Source organism: Streptomyces sp. NPDC092370 (assembly GCF_044755265.1).
Taxonomy (GTDB): Bacteria; Actinomycetota; Actinomycetes; order Streptomycetales; family Streptomycetaceae; genus Streptomyces.
The window spans coordinates 1,009,446-1,025,078 of record NZ_JBIVQO010000001.1 but is presented as its reverse complement, the minus strand read 5'-3'; the positions used below and the strand labels follow the sequence as shown (position 1 = coordinate 1,025,078).

The window sequence follows — 15,633 nt, the reverse complement described above, 5'->3', positions numbered from 1 at the left end:
TTCCGGTTGGCCGGGAGAAACCAACACGCACACGTCGGACAACATTCCGCCCGGGCGCTTTGCCTGGCCCTTTTCCTGTCCCTCACCGTCGGTCTGCTCGGCGTCCCGGCCCATGCGGCGGCAGCCGAAGCCGTCGACCCCGAAGAGACGAGCACCGACCACATCCCCGCCACCCCGCGAGGGGAGGTCCTGAAGGCCTGGAAAACAGGCGGACCCGGTGTGAAGGCCGCCGCGGAGGCGGCGCTGCTGGGCACGGACGCCCAGGTGCGCGCGTTCCTCGACAGTGAGCGTGCGGTCGCCCAGCTGTCCGACGACCGGGTGTCCACCGTGCAGGTCTTCTCGGCCGGCGGCCGGGGTGTGCGCGAGGCCGCCGATAAGGCGCTGGCCGGGACACCCCAGGACCTGGACACCTTCCTGAAATCGGGCTGGCGGGCGCCGCTGGAGCAGGACCAGCGGGTCCGCGCCGTCCAGATCGTCAGCACCGGCGGGCCCGAGGTGCAGCAGGCCGGCCAGGCCGCCCTGAACGGCACCGCCGAGGACGTGCGGCGTTTCATCGCGGAAGGCCAGTACGACGCCCGGCGCAACGACGAGCGCGTGGAGGTCGTGCAAATCCTCAGCACGGGCGGCCCCGCCACCCGCGAGGCCGCGCAGGCCGCGCTGAACGGCACGCCCGAGGACGTCACCGACTTCCTGACGGTGGGCCAGCACATCGCCCGGTCCCGGGACCAGGAACAGGCCACCGTCGAGGACCTGGTCGCCCTGGTGAAGGAGGCCGGCCGACAGGCACGGGTGGAGACCGAGGCCGCCAAGGAAGCCTCCGCACGCGCCATCGCGGCGACCAAGCTGGCCAAGGAAGCCGCACAGAAAGCCGCTGCCGAGACCGCGGCCGCCAAGGACGACGCGACCAAGGCGTCCAACGCCGCCGGCCGGGCCGCCGACGCCGCCCATGGGGCCGCCAAGGCGGCCCAGGAGGCCATCAGCGCCGCCCGCGCCGCCAACACGTCGGCACGGATCGCCGCCAACGCCGCGTCCCAGGCGGCCTCCGCCGCCGCTGCCGCCGCCCAGGCCGCCTCCCGCGCCCGCAGCGCCGCCGCCGACGCCGCCACGAACGCGGGCAAGGCCGATGCCGCGCGCAAGGCCGCCAAGGGCGCCTACGCCGCGGCCGAAGGCGCGGAGACCGCCGCCAAGGCCGCCGACCACGCGGCGACCGCGGCCGACGAGGCCGGCAAGGCCGCGAAGGCCGCCGCCGGCGCGGGCGCCAACGCCGACAGCGCGGCGGCCGCGGCACAGGAGGCGAGCGGTCACGCCAACGTCTCCGCCGCCCAGGCCCAGCGGGCCCGGGACGCGGCCGCCGACGCCCGGCGGCAGGCGGCCGAGGCCACCCGTGCCGCGAACCGGGCGGTGACCCTGGCGGGGAAGGCCGCCCAGGCCGCCCGGGAGGCCCGGGACGCCGCCAACTCCGCGGCCGTTCACGCCCGCAACGCCGGCAAGGCCGCCGAAGAGGCGGCCAAGAACGCCGGTGAAGCCGCCACCGCCGCCACCGAGTCCAAGAAGCACGCCACCGAGGCCAAGAAGGCCGCCGACGCCGCGACCGCGGCCGTGGTGAAGGCCAAGAACACCTTCGACCTGGCTCGGGAAGTGGAGACGGAAGAACTCGCCGATCGCCGGTACACCGAGGTCGAGACGGCCAAGGCCCTGAAGACCGCGGACGACGAGCGCAAGGCGCGTGAGCGGAAGGCCGCGGCGGACAGCCGCGCGGCCGACGAGGAGGCGGTGCGTCTGGCCTCCGAGGTGAACGCGCCGGACATGGACCTGCCGACCGCCGCGGCCAAGGCCCGCAAGATCGCACTGCACGTCGCCAAGACCCGCGGCCCGTGGAGCGCCACCACGGCGGAGGCCGCCCTGGCGGGCTCGGACGCACTGGTTGTGGAGTACATCCGCTCCGGCTTGAAGGAAGCGGCCCAGCGCGACGAGTACGCGCGTACGGTCAACCTGGCGTGGCAGTCGGAGTACGACACCGTCCGTACGGCGGCCAAGACCGCGCTGAACGGCGACGCGGCACAGATCGGCGCCTTCATCGCGACCGGTCAGCACGAAGCGGCCCGCAACGACTACCGCATCCTGGTCACGCAGCTGATGCAGGACGCCGGCGCCGCGGTGAAGAAGGCCGGCCAGGAGGCACTGGACTCCGGCTCCGCCGACAAGATGCGGGCGTTCATCCACACCGGGTACTACACGGCCCGGACGAGCGACGAGCGGGTCCGCGCCGTCCAGTTGCGCAGCACGGGCGGACCGGAGCTCAAGGCCGCGGCCGACGTGGCGGTGGCCGGACCGCCGCAGGTGCTGCACCGGTTCATCGAGGTCGAGCAGTACCGCGCGGCGCGCCAGGACAAGCTCACCGCGACCCATGTCTCCCGGGTCCAGGGTCTGATCGCCGGGGCCGCGAAGATCGCGGCGACGGCACAGCAGGACGCCGCTCTGGCCGCCAAGGTCGCGGCCGAGGCCATCAAGGCGGCCGAGGACGCGGCGAAGCACGCGAGCGACGCTCGGGAGTCGGCGAGACAGGCGGGCGAGTTCGCCAAGGAGGCGGACGCGCACGCCGACGCGGCGGAGAAGTCCGCGGCCGACGCCGCTGCCTCCGCCAAGAAGGCCCGGGCCGCCGAAGCCGACGCGAAGCGGGCCGCGCGCTCGGCCGACCTGTCGGCCGACCGTGCCACGGCGTCCGCCGCAGCGGCACAGGTCTCCGCGAGCGACGCCTGGGCCGCGGCGGACGCCGCGTACGCCTCGTCGATCGAGGCCGGCAAGGACGCGGACGCCGCGAGCAAGGCGGCGGACGCGGCGGGCGACGTGGCGTTCCGCAAGCTCCAGGAGGAGATCCGCAAGCACTTCGCGGACGTCGTCGCCGAGAACGAGGAACGCGCTCTGCTCAGGGAGGACGAGGAGTTCGCGGAGTACATGGCCAAGCTGAACGAGATCGACTGGGGGCAGTTGTTCTCCGAGGGCGGCCACTTCACCCTCGACGTCCTCGGCCTGATTCCCGGCTTCGGCGAGGCCGCCGACGGCGTCAACTGTGCCTGGTACTTCGGTGAGGACCAGAAGATCGACGCGGGGCTGTCCTGCGCCGGAGCCGTGCCGTTCGCCGGGTGGGGCGCCGCGGGCGTCAAGTTCGGCAAGTGGGGCACCAAGGCGGACGACTTCTTCCGCAAGCTGTTCGGCAAGAACCCGGCGTTCGCGCTGTGCGCGCGGTCGCTGCGCGCCATGTCACTCGCACGGGCGGCGAGTTCGATCAGCTGTCCGGTGGGCTTCCAGAACCTGGGCAACGACGTGTTCCAGTCGCCGGGCGGCCTGGTGTACATGCGGGAAAGCGCGACCAAGCACCGCATCGACCATGTCATGGAGCACACGCGGCCCAAACCGGACAAGCCGCGGCACGGCGTCTTCAAGCAGAAGGACCAGGGCCAGCTCCTGGCGCTGATCGACGACGCCTGGAAGAAGCGCGGCGACCCGATCCTCAAGCGGGGCAACAAGGTCTTCCCCGTCGAATACGGGGAAGCGATCGGAGACGGCGGCGAGAAGTTCTTGTGCATCGTCACCCGGTACAAGAGCAAGATGTACCGCGTCATCAGCGCGTACCCGTCGCCGTCGAGGGAGTGCCCGACGGAGTGATGTGCCCGGCCGGGGCCAGAACTGGCTGAGCCCCGGCCGCGTGTCCGGACGAGAATCATCCCTTGATTGCCGACGTACGGCGAAAACCACGAAGGGCAACCACCATGCTTCCCCTCGACCGCCTCCGGGAGCTCCTGCGCGAGCTGGACGACCCCGACCCCGAACACCGGGAGATGCCCCGGAATTACGACGTTCCGGCCGCCCGGCAGCGCTTTCGGCGGTTCGCCGACGCCTTGGAGGGGCGGTTCGGACCGTCCGTGTCGGCCGGCATGGGGCAGGACTCGAGCTTCCTCGGTGCCGCTTCGGTCCCTGCTGAGGCCACGGGGACGGGCCGGCCCCTGTGGGTGCTGATAAGCAATTTCGGTCCCTTCGTCACCGCCGGAACGGGAAGGCGATGGGGTCTGCCCGGCTGTGAGGAAGGCCTGGACGACGAGTTCGTGACCTGGCTCGACGAGCTGTGTACCGAACTCGGCTGTGTCTACGTGCCCATCGCACTGCTCATGGAGCCGTACGACGGACCGACTCACCTGGGGGACGACGAGGCCGGCGAGGCGCTTCTGGCGGCGCTGGCGGCGGCCTCGTCCGCGGACGAGGAGGAAGAAGAGGAGGAAGACGATCTTCCGCTGGCCTGGTACGACCGGTACTTCCAGTACATGTGAGGCGTGGCCGGACCGCCCTCAGGGCGCCATGTCCTCCGCGAGCACCCGCGCCATCGTGCGTTCGGCGAGGGCGGTGATGGTCACGAAGGGATTGACCCCGAGCGACCCGGGCACGAGCGAGCCGTCGGTGACGTACAGCCGGGAGTATCCCTTGACCCGCCCGTAGTCGTCCGTCGCCCGGCCCAGCACGCAGCCGCCCAGCGGGTGGTAGGTGAAGTCGTCGGCGAAGACCTTGCTCTTCGAGCCGAACAGGTCGTACCGGTAGATCGTCGCGTTGGCCGCGTTGATCCGGTCGAAGAGCTTCTTCGCCATGGCGACGGAGACCGCGGAGTGGGCGGCCGTCCAGCCGAGCCGCAGCCGGTCCGAGCCGGTGTCGTAGGAGAAGGAAGCCCGTTCCGGGTTCCTGGTGATCGCCAGGTAGAGGCTCACCCAGTGCTCCAGGCCCGTCGGCAGCGGGGCGATCTCGGCGAAGACCGGGTTGGCGGCGTTCGCCCAGTCGTCGATGCCCATGACCGGCATGGTCGACTGGTTCGCGCCGACCGTGTCCCACAGGTGGTTGGCCCGGCCCAGCATCACGTTGCCGTTGGTGCCCCAGCCGGCGCCGACACTGGCGTCGAGGCCGGGCAGGGTGCCCGTCTCCCGGGCGCGCAGCAGCAGTTCGGTGGTGCCGAGGCTGCCGCCGCCGAGGTAGAGGTACGTGCAGCCGTACTCCTTCGTCCCGACGACGCGGCCGGTCTCGTCGATGCGGTCGGCGGTCAGTACGTAGGTGCCGTCCGGCGCGCGGCTGATCGCACGCACCTTCTCCAGGGTGTGGACGGTGACCTTGCCGGTGCCGAGCGCGCCGGCGAGGTACGTCTTGTCGAGGCTGCGCTTGCCGTGGTTGTTGCCGTAGATGACCTCGCCGCCGAGCGCCGACTTCGGGGCGGTGCCGGCCGCCTCGCGCCGCATGTGGCCGAAGTCGTAGACGCTGGGCACGAAGGTGGTCCGCAGGCCGGTCTTCTCGGCGTGCTTGCGGGAGACGCGGGTGAAGCGGTACCACTCCGTCGACTCGAACCAGGCCGGGTCGACGGTGTTCACCCCCAGGGCGGCCCGGGCGCGCGGGAAGAACGTGCCGTACATCTCGTCGGCGTCGACGGTCGGGAACTGTTCGGCGAAGTACGACCGGGGCGGGGTGACCGCCATGCTGCCGTTGACCAGGGAGCCGCCGCCGACGCCCCGGCCGACGTAGACCGACATGTGGTCGAAGTGCACGCGGTCCAGGACGCCCGGGTAGCGGCCGATGTCCCGGTTGACGACGTCCAGCCAGAGGAAGGAGCCGAGGGGGGCCTCGGTGCGGGTGCGGAACCACATGGAACGGTGGTCGGGTGCGCTGGTGGTGCAGAAGACCTTGCCGTCGGGGCCGTGGGTGTTCCAGAGGCGGCCCATCTCCAGGACGATCGTGCGGATGCCGGCCTGGCCGAGACGGAGAGCGGCCACGGCGCCGCCGTAGCCGGAGCCGACGACGATCGCGGGGGCGGTGTCGACTGCGTCGGGCTGAGCGGCCCGGGCACTTTCGAGGCCGATGCGCGTGAAGCCGAGGGCGGCTGCGGTCTGCAGGGCTGCCACGCCCAGGATTTGACGTCTTGTCAGGTGACGATGCGTCAGGTTAGCTGTCATGGGCGCAGCATCGGCGGATTATGCGGTTCCGCCTAGTGGGGTGCGGCTTGATCCTTGTGGGCGGGTGCGGGTGGTGGCTTGTCGCGCAGTTCCTCGCGCCCCTTGTTTCCCTAGAGCAAGCTTCTGAGCTTCTCCGCCAGCAGGTCCCAGCGCCACTTCTCCTCGACCCACTCCCTCCCCCGCTCGCCCATCCTGCGGCGCAGCTCGGCGTCGCCGAGGAGGACCGAGATGCGGTCGGCCGTCTCCTCCGGGTCGCCGCCTCTCACCACCCAGCCCGTCTCGCCGTCCAGGACCGCGTCCGGGGCGCCGCCCGAGTCGCCGGCGACGACCGGGAGACCCGTCGCGGAGGCCTCCAGGTAGACGATGCCGAGGCCCTCGACGTCGAGGCCGCCGCGCCGGGTGCGGCAGGGCATCGCGAAGACGTCACCGGCGCCGTAGTGGGCGGGCAGCTCCGACCAGGGCACGGCGCCGGTGAAGCGCACGGCCGAGGAGACCCCGGTCTCGCGCGCGAGCCGCCGCAGGTCGTTCTCGTAAGGGCCGCCGCCGACGATCAGCAAGGCGGTGTCGGGCTCGGCGGCGAGGATGCGGGGCATGGCCCGGATCAGGGTGTCCTGGCCCTTGCGCCGCACCAGCCGGGAGACGCAGACCACCACCGGCCGGTCCGTCAGACCCAGCCGGGCCCGCACCTCGTCGCCGCCCGATCCGGGGTGGAAGGTCTTCTCGTCGACGCCGGGCGGCAGCTGCGCCATGCGCGCGGCGGCCTCGGGCGTCAGGGCGGGGGCGATGCGCGAGCGGGTGTACTCGCCGAGGTAGGTGATCGTGTCGGTGGCGTCGCCGATCCGCCGCAGCAGCTGCCGGGCGGCCGGCAGCTGGGCCCAGCCCGCCTCGTGGCCGTGCGTGGTGGCGACCAGCCGCTCGGCGCCCGCGTCGCGCAGCGCCGGGGCCATCAGACCGAGTGGGGCCGCCGCCCCGAACCACACCGAGGTGCAGCCGTGCTCCCGCAGCAGCCCGACGGCCCGGCGGGTGGCGCCCGGAGTCGGCAGCAGCATGGTCGTGCGGTCCCGTACGACGGTGAAGGGCTGCTCGGCGTCGAAGGCGCGGGTCGCCTCTACGCCCTCCCGGCTCCGCTTCCACGTGGACGCGTAGACGACCAGCTGCTGCGGGTCCAGCCGCAGCGCCATGTTGTGCAGGAACGCCTGGATGCCACCGGGCCGGGGCGGGAAGTCGTTCGTCACGATCAGGGTCTTGCGCACGCCGCCGACCCTACCGAACCGCCCCTCACAGCTCCGCGCCGCGGCAGATATGGCACGCTCACAGGCGGCGGGCCCATCATGGCCCTCGACACGGCATGCGAACGGGCGGGATCACGTGAAGACGACGGGCTTGAGGCGGTCCCCGGCATGGCTGCCGGTGGTCTGGTGTCTCACGAGGCTGTTGCTGCTGCTGTTCGTCCTGAAGGTGTACGTCTTCCCCGGCCCGGACGTGACCAGCGACGTGCACGTGATCTACCAGGGCTGGTACGGCGTCCTGAGCAGCGGAACGTTCCCTCTGCACGATGTCACCTGGCAGTACCCGCCCGCCGCCGCGCTGGCGATCCTCTCCCCCGGCCTGCTGCCCTTCCTGGACTACGCGACCGCGTTCTTCGTGCTGGTCTGCGTCACCGACGCGGCCGTGCTGGCCCTGATGACCTGGGCGGGACGCCGCCCGGGCCGGTCGCTGCGCGGTGCCTGGGTGTGGGTGATCGGCGTGCCGCTGCTCGGGCCGACGGTGTACGCCCGCTACGACGTGATGGTCACGGCGGTGGCGATGGCCGCGCTGCTCGCGGGCGCCCGGCACCCGCGGGCGATGGGTGCCCTGGCCGCCTTCGGCGCTCTGCTGAAGGTCTGGCCGGTGATGCTGCTGCTGGCCGCCCGCCGCCGTAGCGCCTGGGTGTCGGCCCTGGTGACGGGCATCGCGGTGACGGGTGTGTTCGCCGTGGCCATGCCGGGTGCGTTCGCGTTCCTGACGTTCCAGCGGGACCGGGGCACCGAGGTGGAGTCGCTGGGCGGGCTGGTCTTCCATGTCGCCCGGCACTTCGGCTGGCAGGGTGAGGTGAAGCTGAACTACGGATCGATCGAGTTCCTCGGGCCGTATGTGAGCGAGGTGAGCACGGGCGCGCTGTTCCTGACCGGGGCGGCCTTCGGCTGGCTGGTGCTGTGGCGGCTGCTGGCCCGGCGCTTCGCGGAGCACACGCTCGCCGACGCGGCCTTCGTGGCGGTGCTGATGTTCACCACCACCAGCCGGGTGATCAGCCCGCAGTACATGGTGTGGCTGGTCGGGCTGGCGGCGGTGTGCCTGTACTTCCCGGGGAGCCGGATGCGGCTGCCGGTCGTCCTGGTACTGGTGGCGAGCTTCGTGACGGTGCTGGAGTTCCCGCTCTACTTCGGCAGCGTGGTGGCCGGCGACGGCCTCGGTCTGACCCTGCTGTTCCTGCGCAACGCTCTCCTGGTGGCCGCCACGCTGACCGCGGCCCGGGCCCTGTGGAAGGCGACGGTCCCCGGTACGCTCCCCGCCCCCGTGCCCCCTCAGCCCGCCCGCGCCGGGGAGACTCCCGTCTCCTCCTGAGCCGGGACCCACCGCGCCAGCAGTCCGGCCAGGCCACACTGCACACCCGTCGCCAGCGCGAGCGCCAGGCACACCCCGGGCAGCCCCAGCCCGGCCAGGCCGTAGGCGAGTCCGAGCTGGACGGCCGTCCCGAGCACGCTCACCCGCAGCAGCACCGAGGCTCCCCCACTGCCTTCGAAGACCCCGCCCAGCGCGATGAGGCAGCTCATCAGCAGCAGGTAGGGGCCGGCGCAGCGCAGGAACAGCACGCCCTCCCGCGCGACCGTGGGCCCGGCGCCGAAGGCGGCCATGATCCAGGGGGCGGCGACGGACAGCACAGCGGCCGCGGTGAGCCCGAGAGCACCGGCGAGAAGCACGGCCTGCCGGCCGATCGCCCGCCGCTCGTCCAGCCCGGCCCCGCACGTGTGCGCGGTGTGGATGGAGGCGGCCTGCCGGACGGCGTAGAAGGCCATGGTCGCCACGTACATGACCTTGTAGGCGATCGCGTACGCGGCCACCGCCGTCACCCCGAGCCGGGCCACGATCGCGACCAGGACGAGGGTGCCGGTCTGCCGCACGGTGAAGTCGGCGGACATGGGCAGGCCGGTCCTCAGCGTCCGCCGGAGGCAGGCGCCCGGGGACTCGCCCGGTTGCACCCCGCGGGCCGTCCGCAGCAGGGCGTTGCGCCGGACGGCGACGAGTCCGGCCCCGAGCGCCACGCATCGGGCCAGCACCGTCGCGGCGGCGGCGCCCCGGACACCGTGGAGGTGGATGAAGAGCGGGTCCAGAACCAGTACCAGGCCATTGGCCAAGAGGGCGAGGCGCATCGGAGTTCGGGTGTCGCCAGTGCCCTTGAGGAGGCCGTCGACGAGTTGCTGCGCGAAGAAGACGGCCATGCCGGGCAGGGAGACCGTGAGGTAGGCGACGGCGAGCGGGAAGGCGGAGCTGTCCGGTCCGCCCAGCACCAGCCGGGCCAGCGGTTCACGCCCCAGCAGGCCGCCCGCCACGACCAGGGGTGTCACCAGGGCCCACAAGGCCCATCCGCCACGCACCGCGGCCCGCACCGCGCCGGGGTCGCGGGCGCCCCGGGCGTGGGCGACCAGCACGGTCGTGCCGGAGCCGAAGACCAGGGCGATGCCGAGCAGCACGTTCTCCGTGTTGGTCGCCACGGCGACGGCGGCCACGGCCGGCCCGCCCAGTCCGGCGACCCAGACGGTGTTGATGATCCCGGCGGCGACGGGGGCGAGCAGGGAGAAGTAGACGGGGCGGGCGAGCAGCACGAGCTGTCTGCGGTGGGCGTTCACGGTGGCGGTCCCCCTGAGGTCGAGCGACCTCGAACCGAGCTATATCGATTCGAGGTAGCTCGTTAAGAGGTAGCATGCAGTGTCATCCACCCGCAAGGAGGACCATGCTGGAGCTGTCGATCCTGGGCTTCCTGGCCGAGGAGCCGCTGCACGGCTATGAGCTGAAGGAGCGCATCAAGGCGCTGACCGGGCATGTCCGGCCGGTGAGCGACGGCGCGCTCTACCCCGCGATCACCCGGCTGACCACAGCGGGCCTGCTCGACCAGCGCACCGAGCCTGGCGCGAGCGCGGCCCCGCGCCGGATCCTCGCCCTCACCGGGAAGGGCCGCGAGGAGTTGCTGCAGCGCCTGCGTCACCCGAAGCAGACCGAGATCACCGACCAGGTCCGCTTCAACACGGTCCTGGCCTTCCTGCGCCACCTGCCCGACCGGCACGAGCAGGCCGCGGTGCTCCGCCGCCGGCTGGAGTTCCTGGAGACCCCGACGAGCTTCTTCTACGCGTCCGGCAAGCCGGTCCGTGCCGAGGAGGCGGAGGACCTGTTCCGCCAGGGCATGCTCAGGGTGGCCCGCGCGACGGGCGAGGCGGAACGGGCCTGGCTGCGGGAGGCCGTCGAGGTGCTCGACCGGCCGGAGTGAAACCGCCGATGGTCCCGCTCGCACGTCAGCCCAGCTGCCCCCGCAGGGACTCCCGCCACTCAGTCGTGAAGGCCTGCGGTGTCGTCCCCAGTACCTCCCGCATGGCGTCCTCAACCGCCCCGGCCCGCTTCCCGTGCGCCCCCACGGCCCGGTAGAACGCGCGCAGCCGGGACTCGCCCCAGCGGTCGGCGATCAGCCGGCACGCCGTCCAGCCACTCTCGTATGCGCGGGCCAGGCGGCTCGCGTCGCCGGTGAAGCCGAAGTCCTCGTCCTCCGGCAGCGCGGCGGGGATCCGGCCCTCGCTCACCGACCGGGACAGCTCGGGCGCGGCCTCGGCGGGGGTGCGGCCGGCGGCGCGGTAGCCGACCCAGTCGGCGTACCCCTCGGACAGCCACAGGGGTGTGGCGGCGGTGGTGCGGGCGCGGGTGGCGACGTGGGTGGTCTCGTGGGTGACGACGACCTGCTCGCCGGGGCCGCCGAGGAGCGCGAACGCATCCGGGTTGACGATGATGCGGTCCGCCGGTGCCCGTCGCCGCGCGCCCGTCTCGCCGGTGGTGACCGCCGCGATCCCCCGGTAGGAGGAGGCGGGCGAGCCGAGGAGCCCCGCCATCCCCTCCAGTGACTTCGGCACGAGCACTACGACCCGTCTGCTCCAGTCCGCGCCCCACGCGTCCGACACGGCGGGCACCGCACGGTCGGCCAGGTCCGCGAAGTCGCTCAGCGACCGTCCCGACTGCCCGACGCCGAGGACGAGGCTGTGGCGTCCCCGGACGAGCTGCACCGTCCCCTGGTCCCAGAGCTGCTGCGCGGACTTCCGCGCGGGCCGGTCGGTGTCGACGGACCACTGCCCGCCCACGTCGCGGCTCAGCCGCAGGGTGCGACCGGCGGTCACCGGCGCCGGATCGTACCCGGCGACGCGATAGCGCAGCTCGGCGTCGGCCGTGGCCGTGTCGCCGCTGCGGCGCAACCCGGTGACGCGGTACGACCAGGCGGCCACGGGCATCGCGCGCAGCCGGGCGAAATCGGTGCCCCGGCCCGTCCGTTCGTAGGCCCGCTCGTCGCGGTCGAGGACCGCGGCGGCCCGCCGGTCCAAGAGCCGCTGGACGTCGGCCGTGGCGCTGTCCGCGGCCGGCCGCCCGCCGCACCCGGCCAGGGCGACGAGCAGCACAACGAGTGCCACCACCCCGGATCCCGACCTTCGACCAGCCACGTTCCCGATCGTACGGGCGACGGGCCGCGCGGGTCAGACCCTGGTGACCGACGAGACGGGCATCATCCCGACCGGGTCGTAGCGCACGGGCGCGCCGGGGTAGGGCGCGTGGATGACCTGGCCGTTGCCCGTGTACATCCCGACATGGCTGGCGTCGCCCCGGTAGACGACCAGGTCACCGGGGCGCGCCTCGGACAGCGGGACCTGCCGGCCGGCGTAGCGCTGGGCCTGCGAGGTGCGCGGCAGGGCGACCCCGGCCTGTGCGTACGACCACTGCATCAGGCCCGAACAGTCGAAGCCCGAGGGCCCGTTGGCCCCCCAGACGTAGGGTCTGCCGAGCGCGCTGCGGGCGGCGGCGACGGCGGCGGACCCACGTCCCGAGGCGGCGGTGGCGCCGTCGAGGCCGGCCATGCCGCCGCGCCCGGAGCGGGAGGCGCGGCCGTAGGCGTCGCGCTCGTCGTCCGGCAGGGAGTTGAGCAGCCGCCGGGCCGCGGCGAGCTTCCGCTCGACGGTCTTCTTGTGGGCGGCGACGGCCTTGCGGCTCTTCTCCAGTTCGCGGAGCTTGCCCGCGGCCTCCTCGCGCTCCTGGGCGAGTTCGCGCATGGCGTCCTGCAGCTCCCTCAGCTCACCGGCCTGGTGGGCGGTGAGGCGGTCGAGCCGGGACGCGCGGTCGAGGTAGTCGTCCGGGTCGGCGGAGAGCAGCAGGGCGAGGGAGGGGTCGATGCCCCCCGAGCGGTACTGGGCGCCGGCGAGCGAACCGAGGGACTCGCGCATGGAGTTGATCCGCTGCTGCCGGCGGGCGATGCGGTCCCGGGCGGTGCCGACCTCGGCGCGCAGCTCGTCGGCGCGTTCGTCGGCTTCGTTGTAGGCCTCGGTCGCCTTCTCGGCCTGCTCGTAGAGCCGGTCCACCGTGGCCCGGGTGTCGTCGTACGGTGCGGCGCCGGCCGGTACCGCCCCCAGGGCGGCGGCGGAAACGGACAGGAAACCGACGGCGACACTGGCGCCCCGGTCGAACCCGGACGTGGCAAGGCGGCGATGGGACCCCACGGGAAGCCGCTCTCCTTCCGCTGGCGGACTTGGAACGCGGCAGACAGTAGCCCCGTGACAGGGTGCCGCCAACGACCATCCGTGGGTGTCCGGCACGACGCCCCGCCGCTGACGCAGGTCAATGGCGGGGCGTGGGCTCACTCGGAGCTGTCGTGATTCGCCCGAACGGCGGACGTGGTGTCCGATCTCCGGGACGCCGGGGAGAGTTCGAGGGACCTCGCGGCGCGAGGATCAGACCCGGACGCCGAACATGAACGGGCCGCCGATGGTGTTCATCGACTCGTAGCGGACGACCGTGCCGGTGCGCGGGGCGTGGATGATCTGCCCGTTGCCGGCGTAGAGGCCCACGTGGTGCAGGTCGTTGAAGAAGAAGACCAGGTCGCCGACCTTGAGCTGGCTGACCGAGTAGATCTTGGTGCCGGCTCCGGTCTGCGCCTCGGAGGTGCGCGGGATCTGCACACCGGCGGCGGCGTAGGCCCGGGAGGTGAGGCCGGAGCAGTCGAAGGAGCTCATGCCGGTGGCGCCGTAGACGTAGGGCTTGCCGAGCTGGCCCTGGGCGAAGGCGAAGGCGGCGGCGGCACGGCCCGAGCCGGGCGGGACGTCGGCCGTGAGGGCGTCGCGCTCACTGGCCCGGCTGGCACGGTTCTGCTCCTCGGCGAGCTTGGCCTTCTCGGCGGCGGAGAGGCTGTTGAGCAGCTTCTGCGCCGAGGCGAGCTTGCCCTGGACTTCCTTCTTCTTCTCGCCGAGTTCGGTCCGGGTGGAGGCGAGGTCCTTGAGCTTGTCGGAGGCCTCGGCGCGCTCCTGGGCGAGTTCGCGCTGCTTCTCCTGGACCTTCTTCAGCGCCTCGACCTGCTGGCTGCTCAACTGGTCGAGCGTGGAGGCCTTGTCGAGGTAGTCCTCGGGGTTCGCGGAGAGGAACAGCTGGACGGAGGGGTCGATGGAGCCCGTGCGGTACTGCGACGCGGCGGCCAGACCCAGGCCGTCGCGGAGCTCGTTGAGCTCCTCCTGGCCGCGGGCCACGTTGTCCTGGATGGTGGAGATCTCCTTCTGGAGCTTCTCCTGCTTCTCCTTGGCCCCGTTGTACTTCTCGGTGGCCTGCTCCGCCTCTTCGTAGAGCTTGTCGACCTTGGCCTTGACCTCGTCCTTGCTCGGCTTCTCACTGGGGGCCGCGTTGGCGGCCTGCGAGCTGAAGGCGACGGCAGCGGCGGCGGCGGTGGTCAGCACGGTCACACGTGCGCGGCTCGGCTGCTTCGGACGACGGTGGGACGCCACGGGTGAAAAGCTCCTTCTGGCCCCTCCGCCGTCTCTCCCGATGAGTGATCACCCGAGCGGAGGTTCGGCCTGACCCTAGTGACCTTCCTGTGATCAGTTCAAATCCTCAGATGAAAAATCGCGTCACGGTAGGCCAACTTTTCCTCTGGACTCACAGGCGGTAAGGCCCTCTTGACGCAACGTGGCCCACAGACGCCATCAATTCAGGCATCACGCCCGGACGTTACGCATGGTGCGTACGCCCCCTAGGCTCACGAAAGGCGCTTGAGGAGCATGGCCGAGGCGACCGGGCGGGCGCCCGCGCGGGCCACGCCGTCGGCGACCTCGCGGTCCGTGGACGCCACGATGACCGGGCGGCCCGGCGGTTCGGCCCGCACCAGCTGGCGGATGAGCTCGTCGGCGGTGACGCCCGGCTTCGAGAACAGCACGCGCACCCCGCGCGGCGGGGCCAGCAGCACCGGTGCGGCGAGTTCGGCGCCGTCGAAGACGCAGGTCACCTCCGCGCCGCTCTGCGCGGCCAGCTGGGAGAGCTGTCCGAGCAGCCTGAGGCGCTGCTTCTCCAGCGGCATCTGCGGATAGCCGGTCTTGGTGACGTTGTAGCCGTCGACGACCAGATGCGCCTGCGGCAGCGCCAGCAGCTGGTCGAGGACCTGCGGGTCGTTCTCGGACAGGGCGCGGGCGGCGATGTCCTTGGGGGTCATCCGGCCCGGCTCGACGGCGTCGACTGTCTCGGCGGGCCGCACCGACACGGGCGGCAGGGCCAGTTCACGCCGGAGCCCCTGGGTCGCGTCCAGCAGGGTGTCCAGCAGCAGGCGTACCCGCATGTCCTCGACGCTGCGGCCCTCGCGGGCGGCCCGACGCGCGGCCTCCAGGGCGGCCTCGGTCTCGCCCAGCCGGGACTTCAGCCGCCGGGTCTCGCTCTCGGCGGCGGACACCTGGGCGTGCCCCTCGGCGCGGATGGCCTCGATCTCACCGTGCACCTTGCGCAGGGCGGCCTCGCCGCGCTTGACGTCGCTGAGGGCGGCGCGCAGCTTGCGGTGCAGGGACTCGGTCTCCTTCTTGGCCGATTCCAGCTCCGTGCGCAGCCGCTCGGTCTCGGCCCGGGTGTGGTCACGGGCCCGGTCGAGTTCGGCGCGCAGCCGCTCCAGCTCGGCCCGGCTCTCCTCGTCGGCGCGCTCGGCGTCGGCCCGCTGGGCCTCCTCGCCGGCGGCGGTGACCAGCTTCACCCAGCCGGGCGGCCGCAGTACGTAGGCCGCGGCCGCCACGTCGAGCGGGTCCGCGGCCGGGGGCGGGGAGCCTGAGTCGAGAGCGCCGGTCAGTTCCGGCTGGGTCTCTCTGAGGTTCTCCCCGATGCGCTGCCGGAACAGCGGATCGGTCTCCAGCGCCGCGGCCATCGCGTTGCCGGCGAACTTGGCCCTGCGGTTCGGGGCGAACCTGGCGTACTGCCTGAGCTGGGCGGGCAGCTCGCCCACCGTCAGCGAGCCGAAGCCGTCGGAGACGATCTGCACGACCCTGCGGCGCACACCGTCGGGCAGGGGACGGTCGAGCACCTCGGCGGCGCCGTCCCCCGGCCCCCCGCCCGTGGTCTCCACCATCCGTCA

General features: G+C 72.5%; 11 protein-coding genes. 4 read left to right on the top strand and 7 right to left on the bottom strand.

Annotation, left to right across the window (positions count from 1 at the left end):
* The first annotated feature begins 6 nt into the window (after positions 1-6).
* Together ACIQHQ_RS04585 and ACIQHQ_RS04580 are read left to right on the top strand one after the other, a co-directional pair.
* Entirely contained in the window at positions 7-3,666 is a 3,660-nt protein-coding gene (locus ACIQHQ_RS04585; RefSeq protein WP_402610004.1) for an ALF repeat-containing protein, read from the top strand.
* Positions 3,667-3,770: 104 nt separating this feature from the next.
* On the top strand, positions 3,771-4,325 hold the full coding sequence (locus tag ACIQHQ_RS04580; RefSeq protein ID WP_402610002.1) for a hypothetical protein: 555 nt from the start codon (positions 3,771-3,773) through the stop codon (positions 4,323-4,325).
* An 18-nt stretch (positions 4,326-4,343) separates the two neighbouring features.
* On the opposite strand, the gene ACIQHQ_RS04575 is transcribed toward ACIQHQ_RS04580, so the two are convergent.
* Together ACIQHQ_RS04575 and ACIQHQ_RS04570 are read right to left on the bottom strand one after the other, a co-directional pair.
* Complete coding sequence (locus ACIQHQ_RS04575) at positions 4,344-5,930, bottom strand: GMC oxidoreductase (protein WP_402610000.1); 1,587 nt, start codon at positions 5,928-5,930, stop codon at positions 4,344-4,346.
* Positions 5,931-6,091: 161 nt separating this feature from the next.
* Positions 6,092-7,234, bottom strand: a complete 1,143-nt coding sequence (locus ACIQHQ_RS04570; protein ID WP_402609998.1) for a glycosyltransferase family 4 protein — start codon at positions 7,232-7,234, stop codon at positions 6,092-6,094.
* Between the two features lie 115 nt (positions 7,235-7,349).
* Between ACIQHQ_RS04570 and ACIQHQ_RS04565 the strand changes: the two genes are divergently transcribed.
* Complete coding sequence (locus ACIQHQ_RS04565) at positions 7,350-8,585, top strand: glycosyltransferase 87 family protein (protein WP_402609996.1); 1,236 nt, start codon at positions 7,350-7,352, stop codon at positions 8,583-8,585.
* On the opposite strand, the gene ACIQHQ_RS04560 is transcribed toward ACIQHQ_RS04565, so the two are convergent.
* A complete protein-coding gene (locus tag ACIQHQ_RS04560) occupies positions 8,546-9,868 on the bottom strand; it encodes an MATE family efflux transporter (protein ID WP_402609994.1) in 1,323 nt (440 codons plus the stop codon). The genes ACIQHQ_RS04565 and ACIQHQ_RS04560 overlap by 40 nt on opposite strands.
* A gap of 104 nt (positions 9,869-9,972) precedes the next feature.
* Here ACIQHQ_RS04560 and ACIQHQ_RS04555 point away from each other — a divergent pair, with 104 nt between their 5' ends.
* A complete protein-coding gene (locus ACIQHQ_RS04555) occupies positions 9,973-10,503 on the top strand; it encodes a PadR family transcriptional regulator (protein WP_402609992.1) in 531 nt (176 codons plus the stop codon).
* Between the two features lie 25 nt (positions 10,504-10,528).
* On the opposite strand, the gene ACIQHQ_RS04550 is transcribed toward ACIQHQ_RS04555, so the two are convergent.
* From ACIQHQ_RS04550 to ACIQHQ_RS04535, 4 genes are all read right to left on the bottom strand, one after another.
* On the bottom strand, positions 10,529-11,713 hold the full coding sequence (locus tag ACIQHQ_RS04550; protein WP_402609990.1) for a hypothetical protein: 1,185 nt from the start codon (positions 11,711-11,713) through the stop codon (positions 10,529-10,531).
* Positions 11,714-11,746: 33 nt separating this feature from the next.
* Positions 11,747-12,760: an NlpC/P60 family protein gene (locus ACIQHQ_RS04545; RefSeq protein WP_402609988.1), complete on the bottom strand. Its 1,014-nt coding sequence runs from the start codon at positions 12,758-12,760 to the stop codon at positions 11,747-11,749.
* A 231-nt stretch (positions 12,761-12,991) separates the two neighbouring features.
* Positions 12,992-14,032: an NlpC/P60 family protein gene (locus ACIQHQ_RS04540; protein ID WP_402609986.1), complete on the bottom strand. Its 1,041-nt coding sequence runs from the start codon at positions 14,030-14,032 to the stop codon at positions 12,992-12,994.
* Positions 14,033-14,283: 251 nt separating this feature from the next.
* On the bottom strand, positions 14,284-15,627 hold the full coding sequence (locus ACIQHQ_RS04535; RefSeq protein WP_402609984.1) for an NYN domain-containing protein: 1,344 nt from the start codon (positions 15,625-15,627) through the stop codon (positions 14,284-14,286).
* Positions 15,628-15,633: the final 6 nt, after the last annotated feature.